At 58.9% G+C, this 15,203-nt stretch carries 12 protein-coding genes; 7 read left to right on the top strand and 5 right to left on the bottom strand.

Translation table 11 applies throughout. The features are described from left to right. The first annotated feature begins 148 nt into the window (after positions 1-148). From C1Y43_RS05000 to C1Y43_RS04985, 4 genes are read left to right on the top strand one after another with little or no spacing between them, the layout of a single operon-like run. Positions 149-841 carry a diguanylate cyclase gene (locus tag C1Y43_RS05000; protein WP_021509503.1) on the top strand — a complete coding sequence of 231 codons (693 nt, stop codon included), beginning with the start codon at positions 149-151 and terminating at the stop codon, positions 839-841. Beyond that, a complete protein-coding gene (locus C1Y43_RS04995; protein WP_104187238.1) occupies positions 841-1,779 on the top strand; it encodes a hydroxyacid dehydrogenase in 939 nt (312 codons plus the stop codon). The genes C1Y43_RS05000 and C1Y43_RS04995 overlap by 1 nt, the downstream gene beginning before the upstream one ends. After that, positions 1,776-2,708 (top strand): SMP-30/gluconolactonase/LRE family protein, encoded by a 933-nt coding sequence (locus C1Y43_RS04990; protein WP_104187236.1) that lies wholly within the window; start codon positions 1,776-1,778, stop codon positions 2,706-2,708. The genes C1Y43_RS04995 and C1Y43_RS04990 overlap by 4 nt, the downstream gene beginning before the upstream one ends. Positions 2,709-2,746: 38 nt before the next feature. Beyond that, positions 2,747-4,114 carry an MFS transporter gene (locus tag C1Y43_RS04985; protein ID WP_104187235.1) on the top strand — a complete coding sequence of 456 codons (1,368 nt, stop codon included), beginning with the start codon at positions 2,747-2,749 and terminating at the stop codon, positions 4,112-4,114. A gap of 123 nt (positions 4,115-4,237) precedes the next feature. On the opposite strand, the gene C1Y43_RS04980 is transcribed toward C1Y43_RS04985, so the two are convergent. Continuing rightward, the gene (locus C1Y43_RS04980; RefSeq protein ID WP_021509507.1) at positions 4,238-5,578 is read right to left on the bottom strand and encodes an MFS transporter; all 1,341 of its coding nucleotides are present in this window, start codon (positions 5,576-5,578) and stop codon (positions 4,238-4,240) included. A gap of 335 nt (positions 5,579-5,913) precedes the next feature. Here C1Y43_RS04980 and C1Y43_RS04975 point away from each other — a divergent pair, with 335 nt between their 5' ends. Then, the gene (locus C1Y43_RS04975) at positions 5,914-6,300 is read left to right on the top strand and encodes a thioesterase family protein (RefSeq protein ID WP_021509508.1); all 387 of its coding nucleotides are present in this window, start codon (positions 5,914-5,916) and stop codon (positions 6,298-6,300) included. Between the two features lie 29 nt (positions 6,301-6,329). On the opposite strand, the gene C1Y43_RS04970 is transcribed toward C1Y43_RS04975, so the two are convergent. Next, a complete protein-coding gene (locus tag C1Y43_RS04970) occupies positions 6,330-7,388 on the bottom strand; it encodes a nitronate monooxygenase family protein (RefSeq protein WP_104187233.1) in 1,059 nt (352 codons plus the stop codon). Between the two features lie 409 nt (positions 7,389-7,797). Here C1Y43_RS04970 and C1Y43_RS24270 point away from each other — a divergent pair, with 409 nt between their 5' ends. Beyond that, positions 7,798-9,084, top strand: a complete 1,287-nt coding sequence (locus C1Y43_RS24270) for a PAS domain-containing methyl-accepting chemotaxis protein (RefSeq protein WP_021509510.1) — start codon at positions 7,798-7,800, stop codon at positions 9,082-9,084. A 32-nt stretch (positions 9,085-9,116) separates the two neighbouring features. On the opposite strand, the gene C1Y43_RS04960 is transcribed toward C1Y43_RS24270, so the two are convergent. Then, on the bottom strand, positions 9,117-10,184 hold the full coding sequence (locus tag C1Y43_RS04960) for an acyltransferase (protein WP_104187231.1): 1,068 nt from the start codon (positions 10,182-10,184) through the stop codon (positions 9,117-9,119). Between the two features lie 450 nt (positions 10,185-10,634). Here C1Y43_RS04960 and C1Y43_RS04955 point away from each other — a divergent pair, with 450 nt between their 5' ends. After that, positions 10,635-13,229: an EAL domain-containing protein gene (locus C1Y43_RS04955; RefSeq protein ID WP_282097693.1), complete on the top strand. Its 2,595-nt coding sequence runs from the start codon at positions 10,635-10,637 to the stop codon at positions 13,227-13,229. A gap of 30 nt (positions 13,230-13,259) precedes the next feature. Here the strand turns inward: C1Y43_RS04955 and C1Y43_RS04950 are convergent, their stop codons facing one another. Together C1Y43_RS04950 and C1Y43_RS04945 are read right to left on the bottom strand one after the other, a co-directional pair. Then, the gene (locus C1Y43_RS04950) at positions 13,260-14,573 is read right to left on the bottom strand and encodes an MFS transporter (protein WP_021509513.1); all 1,314 of its coding nucleotides are present in this window, start codon (positions 14,571-14,573) and stop codon (positions 13,260-13,262) included. Beyond that, on the bottom strand, positions 14,560-15,201 hold the full coding sequence (locus tag C1Y43_RS04945; protein WP_104187229.1) for a DUF4286 family protein: 642 nt from the start codon (positions 15,199-15,201) through the stop codon (positions 14,560-14,562). Before C1Y43_RS04945 ends, C1Y43_RS04950 begins: the two co-directional genes overlap by 14 nt. Between the last annotated feature and the right edge of the window lie 2 nt (positions 15,202-15,203).

The raw sequence follows: 15,203 nt of genomic DNA, 5'->3' as shown, positions 1-15,203 counted from the left end.
TCCTGAGTGTACCTGAAAACTGTGAGTCACATCGTGTTTACATCACAAACACCTTCGTAACACTGGCATGCGGCGTCAGATCGTCGATATAGTTGTTTTATATTGTACAACATTGTTGTACCAGGTAAAACAAACCACGAGGTGAATTATGTCTGTCTCTGCAAATAACCTGATCAACCGCAACATCGAGCGCGTCAGTGCCCTGTCCGTCAGCCAGGCCGCCGCATTCCAGGCGGCGATTCTGGCCGATGTCGCCGGTCGTCGCGGCACCCTGCATGGCCGCGTTAAGCCGCTGTCGCCGCAGATGAAAGTCGCCGGGCCGGCCATCACGGTGGAAGTGCGTCCGGGCGATAACCTGGCGATTCACGCAGCGCTGGCTATCGCCCAGCCGGGTGATGTGCTGGTGGTGGACGGCAAAGGCGACATCAGTTGCGCGCTGCTGGGTGAAATCATGGCAACCCAGGCCGAAGCGTCCGGCATCGCCGGCATCATCATTGATGGCGCGGTGCGTGATGCTGACGCCCTCGCGCAGGGCAGCTATCCGGTGTTTGCTGCCGGCCTCAACCCGAGCGGCCCCACCAAAAGTATTCCCGGACGCGTTAACCATCCGGTGTCGGTGGCCGGTGCGTCGATTGAGCCGGGCGACCTGGTGGTCGGCGATGCCGATGGCGTGGTGGTGATCGCTAAACAGGATGTGGAACGCATCATTGCCCTGGCGGCGAAGAAGCTGGACGCCGAAACGCGCCGCATCGCGGGTATTAAGCAGGGCGATTTGCGTCCGGGCTGGCTGGAAGGTGCCCTGCGCGCGGCGGGTATGTTAGCAGAAGGAGAATCTCTGTAATGAGCAACGTAAAAACTATCCTCATCACCGGCAGTGACCTGGCTGCTGAAGCCGTCGAGCTGCTGCAGGACTATCAGCTGATTTATGCCGGACGCCAGCCGCAGGAAGCCGATTTGATCGCGCTGTGCGAGCGCCATAATCCTCAGGCGATCATTGTGCGCTACGGCAAAATCAACGGGCGCATCATGGACGCCGCGCCGGCGCTGCGCGTGATCTCCAAGCACGGCAGCGGTATTGACGTTATCGATCAGCAGGCAGCGGCGGAACGCCAGATTGCGGTCCGCGCGGCAGTGGGTGCCAATGCCGCTGCCGTGTCGGAGCATGCGTGGGCGCTGATCCTCGCCTGTGCTAAATCGGTGCCGCAGCTGGACCGCCGGATGCGCGACGGACACTGGGATAAAGCGCAGCATAAATCGCTGGAGCTGGAAGGACGCACACTCGGCCTGGTCGGTCTGGGCGCCATCGGCAGCCGCGTGGCGCGCATCGGCCAGGCCTTCGGTATGCAGGTGCTGGCCTACGATCCTTATGCGCAAACCTTGCCGGCTGGCTGTGAAGCGGTTGAATCACTGGATGAACTGTACAGCCGTGCCGATGTGGTGTCACTGCACTGTCCGCTGACGGACAGCAATCACCAGATGATCAACGCGGCCGCCCTCGCCCGTTTTAAGCCTGGCGCGATTCTGGTCAACACCGCGCGCGGCGGACTGATTGACGATCAGGCCGTGGCGACCGCGCTGCAAAACGGCACGCTGCGTGCCGCCGGACTGGACAGCTTCACCAGCGAGCCGCTGACTGCACCGCATCTGTGGCAGTCGCTCAACAACGTGATTATTACGCCGCACATTGGCGGTGTGAGCGACAATGCTTACGTGCGCATGGGCACCGGTGCCGCGCGCAACGCGTTGCAGGTTCTGCAGGAGCAGGAGGCGGTATCATGACCGTGCTCACCGTACCGGAGGTGCGCGAGTTAACGCTGTTTTCGCGCCTGCCGGAAGCGTTTCGCCGGCCGGACGCCGGCAATGTCTGGGCTGCCGCCAATCGCGGCGGCCAGCTTACCGACTCCTTTCTCGAAGGCCCGGTGTGGCATCCCTCCGGCAGTCTGTATGTCACCGATATTCCCTATGGCCGCATCTTTCGCGTTGATATGAGCGGCAACTGGGAGCTGGTGGTGCAGTATGACGGTGAGCCCAACGGCATGAAGCTGACCGATCCGGACACGCTGATCATCACCGATTACCGTAACGGCCTGATGAAGCTGTCAATCAGCAGCGCCACTATCACGCCGTGGCTGACGCGGCGTAACAGCGAAAGCTTTCGCGGCGTCAACGATTTAACGCCTGACAGTCGCGGCAATCTCTATTTCACCGATCAGGGCCAGACCGGGCTGCACGATGCCAGCGGACGCGTTTATCGGCTCAGCCCGGATGGCCGGCTGGATCTGCTGCTGGATAACTGCCCGAGCCCGAACGGCCTGGTGCTGTCGCCGGATGAGAAAATCCTCTACGTGGCGATGACGCGCGGCAACTGCGTGTGGCGCGTGCCGCTGCTGGCGGATGGTTCGGTGAGCAAAGTCGGACTGTTCTTTACCTCGCACGGACCCAGCGGGCCGGACGGGCTGACCATCAATCAGCGCGGCGAACTGCTGATCGCCAATCCCGGCCTCGGGCGCGTCTGGCGTCTTAACGATCTGGCTGAACCGGAAGAGATTCTGCTCAGTCCGCTGGGTCGCTCCACCACCAACCTGTGCTTCGGCGGGGCCGACCTTAATCAGCTGTTTATCACCGAATCGGTCAGCGGCAGCATCCTGACCTGCACCCAGAACACGCCAGGCCGCGCATTGCCGGCCATCGATACCTCGTTTCTCTGACTACAACTCTGCGTCATCCGAACGCACCGGAGATTACTATGACCCTGCACTCAACATCCAGCCCTGCGCCGGCTCAGCCGGCTGCGGTGCCACCCCGCCATGAAACGCTCAGCGAACAGGATTTCCAGGACAGTGAGCAGGCGGCCGCCAAAGCCTTTCGTCGCATTCTGCCGTTTATCTTTATCTGCTATGTGGTCAGCTACCTTGACCGCACCAACGTCAGCTTTGCCGCGCTGGGCATGAACGCCGATCTCGGCATCACCGCCGAACAGTTTGGCTTCGGCGCAGGCATGTTTTTTATCGGCTATTTCCTGTTTGAAATTCCCAGCAATCTGATCATGCAAAAAGTGGGCGCGCGCATCTGGATCGCGCGCATCATGATTTCGTGGGGGTTGATTTCGATGGCGACCGCGTTCATCAGCGGCCCCGTCAGCTTTGCCATTGCGCGCTTCTGTCTCGGTGTGGCAGAGGCCGGCTTTACCCCCGGCATCTATCTGTTCTTTACCTACTGGTTCCCCGGTAGCTGGCGCGCCAAAATCACCGCCGCGTTCCTGGTCGGCATTCCGGTGGCCAATATCATCGGCTCACCGATTTCCGGCGCGCTGATGCAGATCACCGGCCATGAGCATATCCGTAACTGGCAGTGGCTGCTGTTGATTGAAGGCTTACCGGCGGTGATCCTCGGCATCATGTGCCTGTTTGTGCTGAGCGACCGGCCGGAGAAAGCGCGCTGGCTGGCGCCGCGTGAACAGCAGTTGCTGAGCCGCCGCCTGGCCGATGAGCAGCAGCAAATCGCGGCAACGCACGGTTCCCAGATGCGCGACGCGCTGCGCAATCCGCTGCTGTATCTGCTGGCGTTTATTAACTTTTGCGGCATTGTGGGTTCGATCGGCGTGGGACTGTGGATGCCGCAGATCATCAAACAGCTCGGCGTGAGCCATACGGCAACCGGCTTTCTTGCCGCGCTGCCCTATGTCTGCGGTGCCGTGAGCATGCTGTTGTGGGCGCGCCGCGCTAATGCATCAGCGCATCGTATTCGCTGGATCAGCGGCGCGCTGGTAATCGCCGCCTTAGCCCTGATGTGCAGCGCGCTGAGCGATGCGCCGGTGATCAAAATGCTGGCGCTGTGCTGCACCGTCAGCGGTATTCTGGCGTTTCAGGCCTCGTTCTGGGCGCTGCCTTCCGGCTTTTTAACCGGCAATGCCGCGGCAGGCGGCTTAGCCATGATTGTCTCGATTGGTAATCTTGGCGGCTTCTTCGGTCCGTCGCTGATCGGCTATGTGCGTCAGTCTACCGGCGGCTTTATGTGGGCGCTGCTGGCGGTGGCGGCAGTCCTGATGATTGGCGCACTGGCGGTCGCCATGGTGAAAGATCCGTGGCGCCAGCGCAGCGCTGAGCAGAGATAATAACGCCGCGTTTCCCGGTGTGCCTGTGGCGCATCGGGAAACGGATGTTTTAAAGGATGAAAGCAGGATAACGGCAGAAGTGATAAGCCAGATGCGTGCCCTCCCTGGCACAGGCTCATGAGATTATTTCCCGGTGCTGGCCACCGGCTGTTCCGCTTCAACGTGTAGCTTTTTGCTGCGTCCCATCAGCAATACCGCAATGCCGCCCGCCGCGCACAGCAGCGCCAGAGGAATCATCGCCATCGCATGGCTGCCGGTTTTCTCATTGATGATGCCGTAAACGTTCACCATCAGCCCGCCACCAATCAGGTTGGCCATCGCGCCGATAGCAGCCAGACCGGCCGCTGCGGTGGTTGAGGACATCCAGCCCGAGGCCAGCGCCCAGAACGGCCCTTTCATCGAGTAAGCACCAATCAGTACCAGTGACAGAATCACCACGCTGCCCGCCAGCGTATCGGTCAGGAACGCCGCCAGCAGTCCACCGGCAATCAGGAACAGCGTCAGCGCGGTGTGCCAGCGACGCTCACCGCTACGGTCAGAGCTGCGGCCCCAGACAATCATCAGAATCGATGCCAGACCGTACGGGATCGCATTCATCAAACCGGTGGTGAAGTTATCCAGGCCAAATGATTTCAGCAGCTGCGGTGACCAGACGCTAAGCGTCGAACCCGCTGCCGACGCGCCGGCGTAAATCAGCGCCATCACCCAGATATGCTTGTGGCGCAGCAGCTGCCACAGGGTGATATGACCAATCGCTTTGCGCTGTGCATTCTCTTCAGCCAGTTTGCCGCTCAGCCAGTTGCGCTGTTCACTGGTCAGCCAGTGGGCATTTTCCGGACGGTTGCTGAGCAGGAAGAAAGCCAGCACGCCCAGCACAATCGCCGGGAACCCTTCGATGATAAACAGCCAGTGCCAGCCGCGCAGGCCGAACCAGCCGTCCATCGTCAGGATTGCGCCCGAGATCGGCGAGCCAATAAAGTTGGCTGCCGGGATCGCCACCATGAAAGTCGCAATCACGCGCGCGCGATATTTCGCCGGAATCCAGTAAGTCAGATAAAGGATCACGCCGGGGAAGAAGCCGGCTTCGGCGGCGCCCAACAGAAAGCGCAGCACGTACAGCATTTCCGCACTGCTGACGAACGCGGTGCACACCGAGACAATGCCCCAGGTCACCATGATGCGCGAAATCCAGATTTTGGCGCCAATCTTCTGCATCGCGAGGTTGCTTGGCACCTCAAACAGAAAATAGCCAACAAAAAACAGGCTGCTTGCCAGGCCAAACACCGCTTTGCTCAGCCCGAGATCTTCATTCATTTGCAGGGACGCCATGCCGATGTTGCCGCGATCGATAATGGCGATCAGATAGCAGACGATCAGGAACGGCAGAATGCGCCAGATGACGCGTTTTACGGTCTGCTGCTCAATATCGGGCACAGCGGCCGCGCGGGTTATCTTGTCAGACATAGGGTTCCTCACAGAGTCATGGCTTAACGCAAATCGGCCAGTGTTATTGTTTTACTCTGTACAACATGTGTGTACATAGTAAAACCATTATGTTTGGCCGCGCGACCCTGCGCAGAAAAATGTGTCCGGGCTGCGTGATTTGTCACAAAAAGGTAGCCAGTTGATTATGGATATGTGATGCAGCTGTCAGTTTCAGCTGCAGCACGGGAAAATACCAGCATTCATTCTGCCAGGCGACAGTGGAATTACTTTGCAACATCTTGCCATTTTCCCGCTACGTCATTCTGCGGTATACCCATTGCCTCACCGCGTAACGCGCTTATCAGGATGCAAAAATGTTCGTAAAGCACTATGACGTAGATGAAAGCCATATCGATTTTCAGGGCGTGGTCGACGGGCTGTACTACCCGTTTTACATGGAGTGGACGCGCCACGCTTACATGCGCGAGGCGCTGGGTATCGACATTGAAGAAGAGTTCAGTCAGGGCAAGATTTACATGGTGCTGGAGTACACGCTGCGCTTCCGCAAGAGCCTGGTGAAAGGCGATAAGGTGGAAGTCACCTGCGCGCTGGAGCAGAATGAGAAGCGCAATCGCGTGAACTTCGTGCAGCAAATCAAGGTCGACGGCGTGGTGTATGCCGAGGCCACGTTTGTCGCCACCTGCCTCGCCAATGGGCGGCCGTCAATGCCGGAAGCGGTAACGCGCGCGCTCGGCCTGTAACGTTACGCACTATGTGGCAGCAGCCTGCTTTATGCCTGCTGCCACTCAGCAACCAGCGTCTCCACCAGCTGTGCCGCCGGCAGCGCGCGCACCCGCGCCACGCCCTGACCCGCCCACTGCGCACCGAAGCCGTCCTCGCCGTGCGCCGCCGCTGCCGCCGCCAGGGCTTTACCCAGCGCATAGGTCAGCGGATAGTCGGGAATCTCCTCCGGCGTTACGTCATGGCACAATTCACAAAATGCGTTACGCACGCAGCGTGCCTGACGCCCGGAGATCGCCGCCGTCATTACCGTGCCACGCTCGCCAGCAGCCAGCAGCGCGCGACGATAGGCCGCACTGGCCGCCGACTCCGGACACAGCACAAACGCCGTACCGAGCTGTACACCGCTGGCACCCAGTTTCATCATCGTCGCGATGCCGGCGCCGTCCATCACGCCGCCCGCTGCCACCACCGGCAGCGCGGTGTGCTGTCGAATCGCCTGCACCAGCGCAACGGTCGAAAGCTGCTGGTCTGGCGCGCCCGGATCAAAATGGCCGCGATGGCCACCGGCTTCATAACCCTGCGCCACAATGATATCGATACCGCTGCGTGCAATTGCCCGCGCTTCCTGCGGACTGGTGGCGGTCGCCAGCGTGACAATGTCACGTTGCTTAAGCCGGGCGATGACCGTGGCATCGGGAATGCCGAAATGGAAACTGACCGCCGCCGGCCGCGCCTGCTCCAGCACCGTCAGCATCTCCTCATTGTGCAAAAAGCTTTGATAGATCTCCGTTAATGCTGGCGGTAGCGCCGTCTGGTACTGCGCAAACTGCGGACTGAACCGGCTGATCCACGCCGCCTCGCGCGCGGCATCCCGCCTTGCCGGCGCGTGACAAAATACGTTGACGTTGATCGGGGCACGCGTCAGTGCCTGGGTGTTGGCAATCATTTCTGCCGCCTGCTGCGGTGTCACCGCGCCAACGCTAATCGATCCCAGCGCCCCGGCATTGGATACCGCTGCGGCCAGCTGCGGCGTGGCGACACCGGCCATCGGTGCCTGAATCAGCGGATACTGCAGTTTTAACAGCTGGCACAGCGCGGTCGTCATGGTGGTTTTTCTCCAGGCCGTCATCGGGCGTTGATTGCGTCACGTCTCGGGCATTAACATACATTTAACATGCATCTTTTAACAAGTCCGCTAGGCACTTTTCTTACCCGCACGCGCGGTGTTGATCACTTTTTTCTCACATTTTTAACGCCACGGTCGATAATCAAAGTTGCATAGCAAAATCAGCTTTCAGCTTGCGCTGTAACAACATCAGGCAGGTAACACCATTACACACCCCACCTGCGCACATCGGTGCGCAGCGAGACAGCAGCCTGTGCCTGTGGCACGGCTGTAATGTACAACCGGGGAAATCATGCGGTGCCGTCCACTGGACGTGCCGAATGCGTTAGCACGCGCACATCTGCGCCTGCATTTCGTTCAACAGCATACCAAGCGCCTGAGGTCTCTCATGTTCGGGGTGAAAAAATCGAGCCTTTCTCTGCCATTTGCCAAAAGTGGCGACATTGCTAAGGACATTGAAGCGATAAAGCAGCATGTTGCATGGATTGAGTTTTCACCGGCCGGTGAAATCCTCAGCGCCAATGCGCAATTTTTACAGGTCACCGGCTATCAGCTGCATGAAATTCAGGGACAGCATCACCGGATTTTCTGCAGCCCTGCTTACAGCCAGTCTTCCGACTATTACGCCTTCTGGCAAACGCTGGCCGCCGGCGAATCGGTGAACGGCATTTTTGAGCGTTTCAACAAGCAGCATCAGCGCTTCTGGCTCAGCGCGACCTATTTTCCGGTGAGCGACGAGCGCGGCAAAGTGTACAAAGTGATCAAGGTCGCGAGCGACATCACCGCGCGTCATCAGGAACTGGAGCATAAAGAGGCGGTGATAACGGCGCTGGACCGATCAATGGCGGTGATTGAATTCACGCCGGACGGTCACATCATTACCGCCAACGCCAACTTCCTCACCCACATGGGCTATACCCTGCCAGCCATCGCCGGCCAGCATCATCGCCTGTTCTGCTTCGACAATTTCTACCGCGAGAATCCGGACTTCTGGCGCAAAATCGGCAACGGTCAGCATTTTGTCGGTCGTTTTGAACGTAAGACCGCCAGCGGCGAGCGCATCTGGCTGGAGGCGAGCTACAACCCGGTGTTTGACGGCGATGGTAAGGTCTACAAAGTGATTAAGATCGCCTCGGATATCACCGCGCGCGTCGAGGCGGCAAAGCGCGTGGCGGATATCGCGCTAACCACCTCTGAGCAGACCTCACAAATTACCGATAACGCTAATGAAGTGCTGGACGAAACGGTGCGTAACTCCGGACTGGTGGCGCAGCAGGTGAATGCCGCCGCCGAAATTGGCGCGCAACTCACCGCCTCGGCCAGGAGCATCAGCGACGTGGTGGAAACCATCAACCTGATTGCTTCACAGACCAACATTCTGGCACTGAATGCCGCCATCGAATCCGCACGCGCTGGCGAGGCCGGACGTGGCTTCAGCGTGGTGGCAGGTGAAGTGCGCCGCCTGGCGGCCTCGACCGCCAGCGCCACCAAACAGATTTCCGTGGTCGTGGAGCAAAATGCCGACCTGATCCAGCAGATGTATCAGCAGCTGGATGAGGTCAGGCAATTTGTGGTGACCGAACAGGAGAAGATCAGCGTGCTGTCGCGCAGCCTGCGGGAAATCAACAGTGGCGTACACGAGTTTGTGAACGTCATTCACCGGCTGGATGTGTAACAGCGTACGCGGGAGCGCTGGCTCCCGCGCGATTACAGCCCACTGCCCGCCTGCGGCGCGGGCTGCCGCTTCCACTTCAGCGCATTACGCAGCGCCGGTTCCGCATATTTACTGATCAGCCAGGCAACATAATACAGTACGCTGGCCACCACCACCGGCAGCATCGTCATCACCGCTTCATTTTTGATATAGCCATTAAGCTTTATCAATATCGCGATCATTAAATTTTCATGAATCAGATACAGGGCGTAACTGACAAATCCGATGGCGGTGAAAAAGCGCAGGGAAAGCCAGCGCTCAATCTGTCTGGAATAAAAGCTGGCGATAAAAAACAGCATTACCAGTAACAGCGGCACCACGGCGACCACGCCGCTGTTTTTAACGTAGTAGCTGAAATTAATCAGCAAGGCCAGCGCGGTCAGTGCGTAGTGATAACGTTTATCGCGCCCGTGCAGACGTTCATAAACCAGACAGCCGACCATAAACCAGGCGTAGTGAATAAAACCGAATTTTGAAATGACATCGATTAATAATGGATGGCCGAGTGATTTCAATACCGATGAGGCGGAAAGTAATAACATCGGCACAATCAGCGCCGGCAGACAATATTTACGTCCGAGGGTGAAATAAACCGCGCCAATAATCAGATAAAACAGCGCTTCAACATAGAGAGACCAGAACGATCCGGCCATGGAGCGGAATTCAATGCCGGTGAGCTGCGTCAGCGTCTCAGGATTAATAAATATCAGACCGGGCAGCAGGTTGCGGCTTTCCGGTGTCATCAGCGACCACTCCGGAAAAAAGCCGCCGGCAACGTACAGCAGCAGACTGGCTATCAGCATCGCCGGAAACAGGCGCAGCCAGCGTTTTTTGAGAAAGCTGAGGTAGCCGGATGATTTATCCAGCGTCATAAATATGACAAAGCCGGAGATCATAAAAAACAACTGCACGCCGACCCAGCCAAATGCCAGCAGCGGAATATGCTGGGTAGTGGCGGCATACGGCAACAGTTCGGGCCAGCGAGCATAGGCGTGATAAGTAATCACCAGCAGGATCGCTAATCCGCGCATGCCATCAAGATGCGTGATACGTGGTTGCATAAGTGGTCTCTGGAAAGAGGAGCAGATGGGTTTCAGCAAATTAGCACTGACAAAGATTTACACTCAACAAGAATAGTCCTGGATAACGCATCATCATTTAATCAGGAAATTCTTCAGGTCCTGAACGTTAAATCACGCTCTGATAAATTATGGCTGTAATATATTTATCGTCATCAGCATGAAATAAACACTAAGCTATTAACGCAACGGGGAAAGTTTACCGGCATTCGCCGTATTGCACTGGCGGAAACGCAGCGGCAGGACCTTTTATTAACACACTTTATGCAGATCTGATTACAGCACGGCATCGTCGGGCACCTGAACGAATATGCGATCTGTTTTTGCCGCTCCGCTCACGCTTTTTTTACTTTTTCGCCCAGGTTCGGCGCAGTCATGCCGATACTCATAACGTACTTATGAAATATCATTTTACTGGTTTGTGATAAGTCTATGATGGCGAAACGTTCACTGATGGATTTCCCGACCGATGGTCGGATGCGCGGACTGATGCGCCAGCCGATGCTGCTGATGGTGCTGCTGATTTTTCTCTCCTTTATGGTGGCGCTGGTGACGCTGTGCTTTATCGCCAGCGATCTCAACCAGCAGGAGGCGCGGCAAAACCGCCTGCTGCTGGAGAAGGCGTTGCAGACGCGTCAGGAAGTGATGCAGTTTCACCTCTCCGATAATGCAGAATGGGGCGAAGCCTATCAAAATCTGCACCGCACGCTGAATACTGACTGGGCGTGGACGCGGCAGAATCTGGGTGAATCGCTGTTCCAGACCTTTGCTTATGAGGGCGTGTTTGTCATCGCGCCGCGCGGCGACACGGTCTACAGCGTGATCGACGGTCAGCTGCAGCAACGCGATTTCACCGACTGGCTCGGTCGCCAGCAACTGCCCGCGCTGCGTCAGCAGTTGCAGCACAATGACGGTAAGGCGCTGTCGCGCTTTGTGGTGGTAAACCAGCAACTGGTGCTGCTGTGCGCGGCATGGATCACCACCGGTGGCGATAACAGCGTGCCGCAGGTGCCCGGTGCGCCATCGCTGATGATCTTTGCCGATCGCCTGACGCCGCAAAAATTACAGCAGCTGGGGCACGAGTACGGCATCAACGCGCTGCGGGTGGAATTCGCTGCACCCCGCGCGCCAGTGGCAGAAAGTCTGCGCCTCGCCGCCGACGGCCATGACGCCACGCTGCGCTGGGCCAGCAGCAACCCCGGCGGTAAATTGCTGACCGCCCTGCTGCCGCTGCTGGTGATCGCCATGCTGATCACCCTGTATGGCGCCATCATGCTGATGCGCAACGCGCTGCGTAAAGCGCAGCTCAATGATGAAAATACACTGTTGCTGGCGCAAAGCCAGCGGGCGCTCAGCGCCAGCGAACGCCGCTTCCGTGATATCGCCGAAATTACCACCGACTGGATTTGGGAGATGGACGACCAGCTGCGCTTCAGCTGGGTTTCCGGCCGCTTCCCGGTGGTCACCGGGTTTACCAGCGAGGAGTGGCTGCAACGCACGCTACTGGATTTCCTGCTGTGCGATGAGCACCAGCGCGCCCGGCTTTTGCAGCTGGCAGACTCGGGCGGGCAGCTCACGCTGAACGGCTGCCGCTATCTCTCCGCCCAGCATCAGCCGCGCTACTGCAATCTGACCCTCAAGCGCGTCAGCCTGGCGCACGGCGTCAGCGGCTTTCGCGGCAGCGCCAGCGACGTAACGCTGGAAGTTGAAGCGCAGGCGCGCGCGCACTATCTGTCGCACTTCGATGAACTGACCGGACTGGCCAACCGCGTGCAGATGCGCGAATTTCTTACGGGGCAGCTGAGCCTGCCGCTGCCGGCGCAGCCGCTGCTGGCGATGATTATGATCGACCTGGATAAATTCAAACCGGTCAATGATCTCTACGGTCATGCGGCGGGCGATCAGGTGCTGCATGCGGTATCAGATCGTATTCGGCGCACGCTCAACGGCAACGGCCTGGTGGCGCGGCTCGGCGGCGATGAGTTTGTGGTTATTCTGCCGGAGGCGGGCAGCCGCGAGCAGGTCGACGCGCTGTGTCAGCAGCTCATCGCCCAGCTCAATCTGCCGTTCCCGGTGTACGACAACGACATCCACATCGGCGGCAGTCTCGGCATCGCGCTGGCCCCGCAGGATGCCGACAACGCCAGCGATCTGCTGCGCTTCGCCGACATCGCCCTGTATAAAGCGAAAAACAGCGGCCGCAACCAGTGGATATTTTTCGACCGTGACATGGAAGAGAAAATTGTGCAGCGGCGCGAAATGGAGCATGAGCTGCGCGCAGCGCTGCAGGAGAACCAGCTGCGGCTGGTCTATCAGACGCGATATGACCTGATCGCGCAGCGCATCAGCGCGGTCGAGGCGCTGGTACGCTGGCAGCATCCGCGGCTAGGCTTACTGATGCCCGATCAGTTTATTCCGCTGGCCGAAGAGACCGGCCTGATCAGCACGCTGAGCGACTGGGTGCTGCTCAATGCCTGCGAGGATATCGCCCGTTACCGGCCGGAAATGGCGGTTTCAGTGAATATTTCCGCCAGCGAATTGCAGGATAGCGCCTTAGCCGAACGCATCACCCGGGTGCTGCAGCTCAGCGGTCTGCCGAGCCAGCGGCTGGAAATTGAAGTCACGGAAAACGCGCTGCTGAGCGATCCGGATAAAACCCTGGCGGTAATGCAGGCGGTAAAAGCGCTGGGGGTGAGATTTCTGATTGATGATTTTGGCACCGGCTATGCGTCGCTGTGCTACCTGCGCGCCTTCCCGTTCGATGGCATCAAAATCGATAAATCCTTTATTTTTCCGCTGGCCGATTCGCCCCAGGCGCGCCAGGTGGTGGAAAACATGATTGGACTCGGCAAAGCCTATTCCCTGTCGGTAACCGCGGAAGGCGTGGAAACGCCGGTGCAGATGTCGCAATTGCAGGAGCTGGCGTGCGATGCCATTCAGGGTTACTACATCGGACGACCGCTGCCGCTGCCGCAAATCTCGACCGAGCCGCCGCAGAGTGAACCGGCGCTGCACATGAATATTTAATAAAAGATGGCGATCCTTCGCCAGAGGTGATTACAGCGACTGGTGCGCGGTTTCTTTGGCTTTCCATAAGGCAAACAGGGTGATCGCCAGCGCCAGCGTCACATATAGCGACACCCACAGCGTGCTGCCCAGCTCTTTGTACAGCGAGGTAATGATCAGCGGGGCAAAACCGCCGCCGATGATGCCGGCCAGCGTATAGGCCAGTGACGAACCGGCATAGCGCACGTGACTGGGGAACTGCTCGGTGACAAACGCCGCCTGCGGACCGTACATCATGGCGTGAATCAGCAGGCCAATCACCACCGCCAGCACAATCAGCCACGGCTGGGTGCTGTCGAGCAGGACAAAAAACACAAACGACCAGACGATAGCCAGCAGCGCGCCGGCAATGTACACCGGACGGCGGCCAAGGCGGTCGGACAGCGCGCCAAACAGCGGCACCGTCAACGCGTTGCCAATCGCGCCGACCATCGTTGCCATCAGCGCCAGCGGACGCGGCAGCTGCAGTACGGTGGTGACGTAAGTCAGGGTGAACACCACCACCAGCGCGTACAGCACGTCAGAGCCGATGCGCGAGCCGCCGGCGATCAGCAGTTCACGTGGATAGCGCAGGAACACCTCTTTCAGCGGCGTGTGGCTGGTTTTCTCCGCCTGCTGCATCGCCACGAAAGTCGGGGTTTCTTCTACGCCGCGCCGCAGCCACAGGCCGAACATCACCAGCAGCAGACTGAGCAGGAACGGGATGCGCCAGCCCCACTCCTGAAATTGCTCGCCGCTGAGTGACAACGTCACTAAAGTAATAAAGCCGGTGCCAATCAGCGTGCCGCAGGAAGGCCCGACCTGGGCGAACGAGGCGTTACGCCCGCGCTTACTGGCTTCGCCGTGCTCCATGGAGAGCAACACCGCGCCGGCCCATTCGCCGCCCAGCGCGATGCCCTGCACAAAGCGCAGCGCCACCAGCAGAATCGGGCTCCAGATGCCCCACAGCGCATATCCGGGCAGCATGCCCATCAGCGCCGTGGTCACGCCCATGATCACCAGCGTGGTGATCAATACCGCCTTGCGCCCGGCGACATCCCCGAGATGGCCAAAGATAAAACCGCCCACCGGACGCGACACATAACCCACGGCGTAAGTTGAAAACGCCAGAATGGTCCCGACCAGCGGATCGAAGCTGGGGAAAAACACATGGTTAAACACCAGCGCCGCCATGATGTTGTAAACGGTAAAGTCGTACCACTCCAGCGCGGTGCCGATGGAGCTGGCCGCGGCAAGACGGCCGGTGTGGGTTTTCCCTGCTGCGGCACGCGCGGCGTGCGGCAGAGTTGAATCAGTATTCGCCATGAGCCATCTCCTGTTTAGTGAGCTGCCAGCTAAGCGCATAAAATTCAGCGCGGGCATTGAGCGCCTGTGACGCGGCGGCCGCCAGTGTCTGGCAGGCATCGGCGCTCGAGCAGCTGAGCAGCAGCATCGGCTGCATGGCGCGCTGCGCCCGATCTTCCTGTGGCAGCGGCGTGCTCAGCGTGGTGTCCGGCGTGAGTAAGCGCGAGGCGATATAGCCCGGCACCGTGGCAACCTGCTGCTGCCAGGCGTTGAGCGTTGCAGTTTCAATGCCAGCCTGTAGCGTCAGCACCGCAAGGTGGCTGCCGCTGCCCTGACCGTGCTGCTGGGTGATGGCGCACACGCGGCGCATCGGTTTGATCATCCGCTCCAGGTTCTTTACCGACCACGGCGTCTGGCGCGTAAAGGCGGCGTAGTAATCGGCACTGGTGAAGGTTTCCAGCGAGTGGGTTTCATACAATCCGAGGTACTTGCGTTCAGCATCCAGCGCCTGATAGCGCGTGCCGCTGAGAAAGCCGTCGATGGCGACGCGCTCGGCGACATGTTCATGGTCATACCATTGATTGAAATCAGCTTCGTTTTCAGCGGCGACGTTTGTGGCGACGAACAGCATGCCGTGAGGATGTGTCATTT

This window comes from Pantoea sp. ICBG 828 (assembly GCF_002928355.1).
Lineage (GTDB): Bacteria > Pseudomonadota > Gammaproteobacteria > Enterobacterales > Enterobacteriaceae > Pantoea > Pantoea dispersa.
The sequence above is the reverse complement of the archived record's forward strand: the minus strand, read 5'-3'. Positions and strand labels throughout refer to the sequence as shown.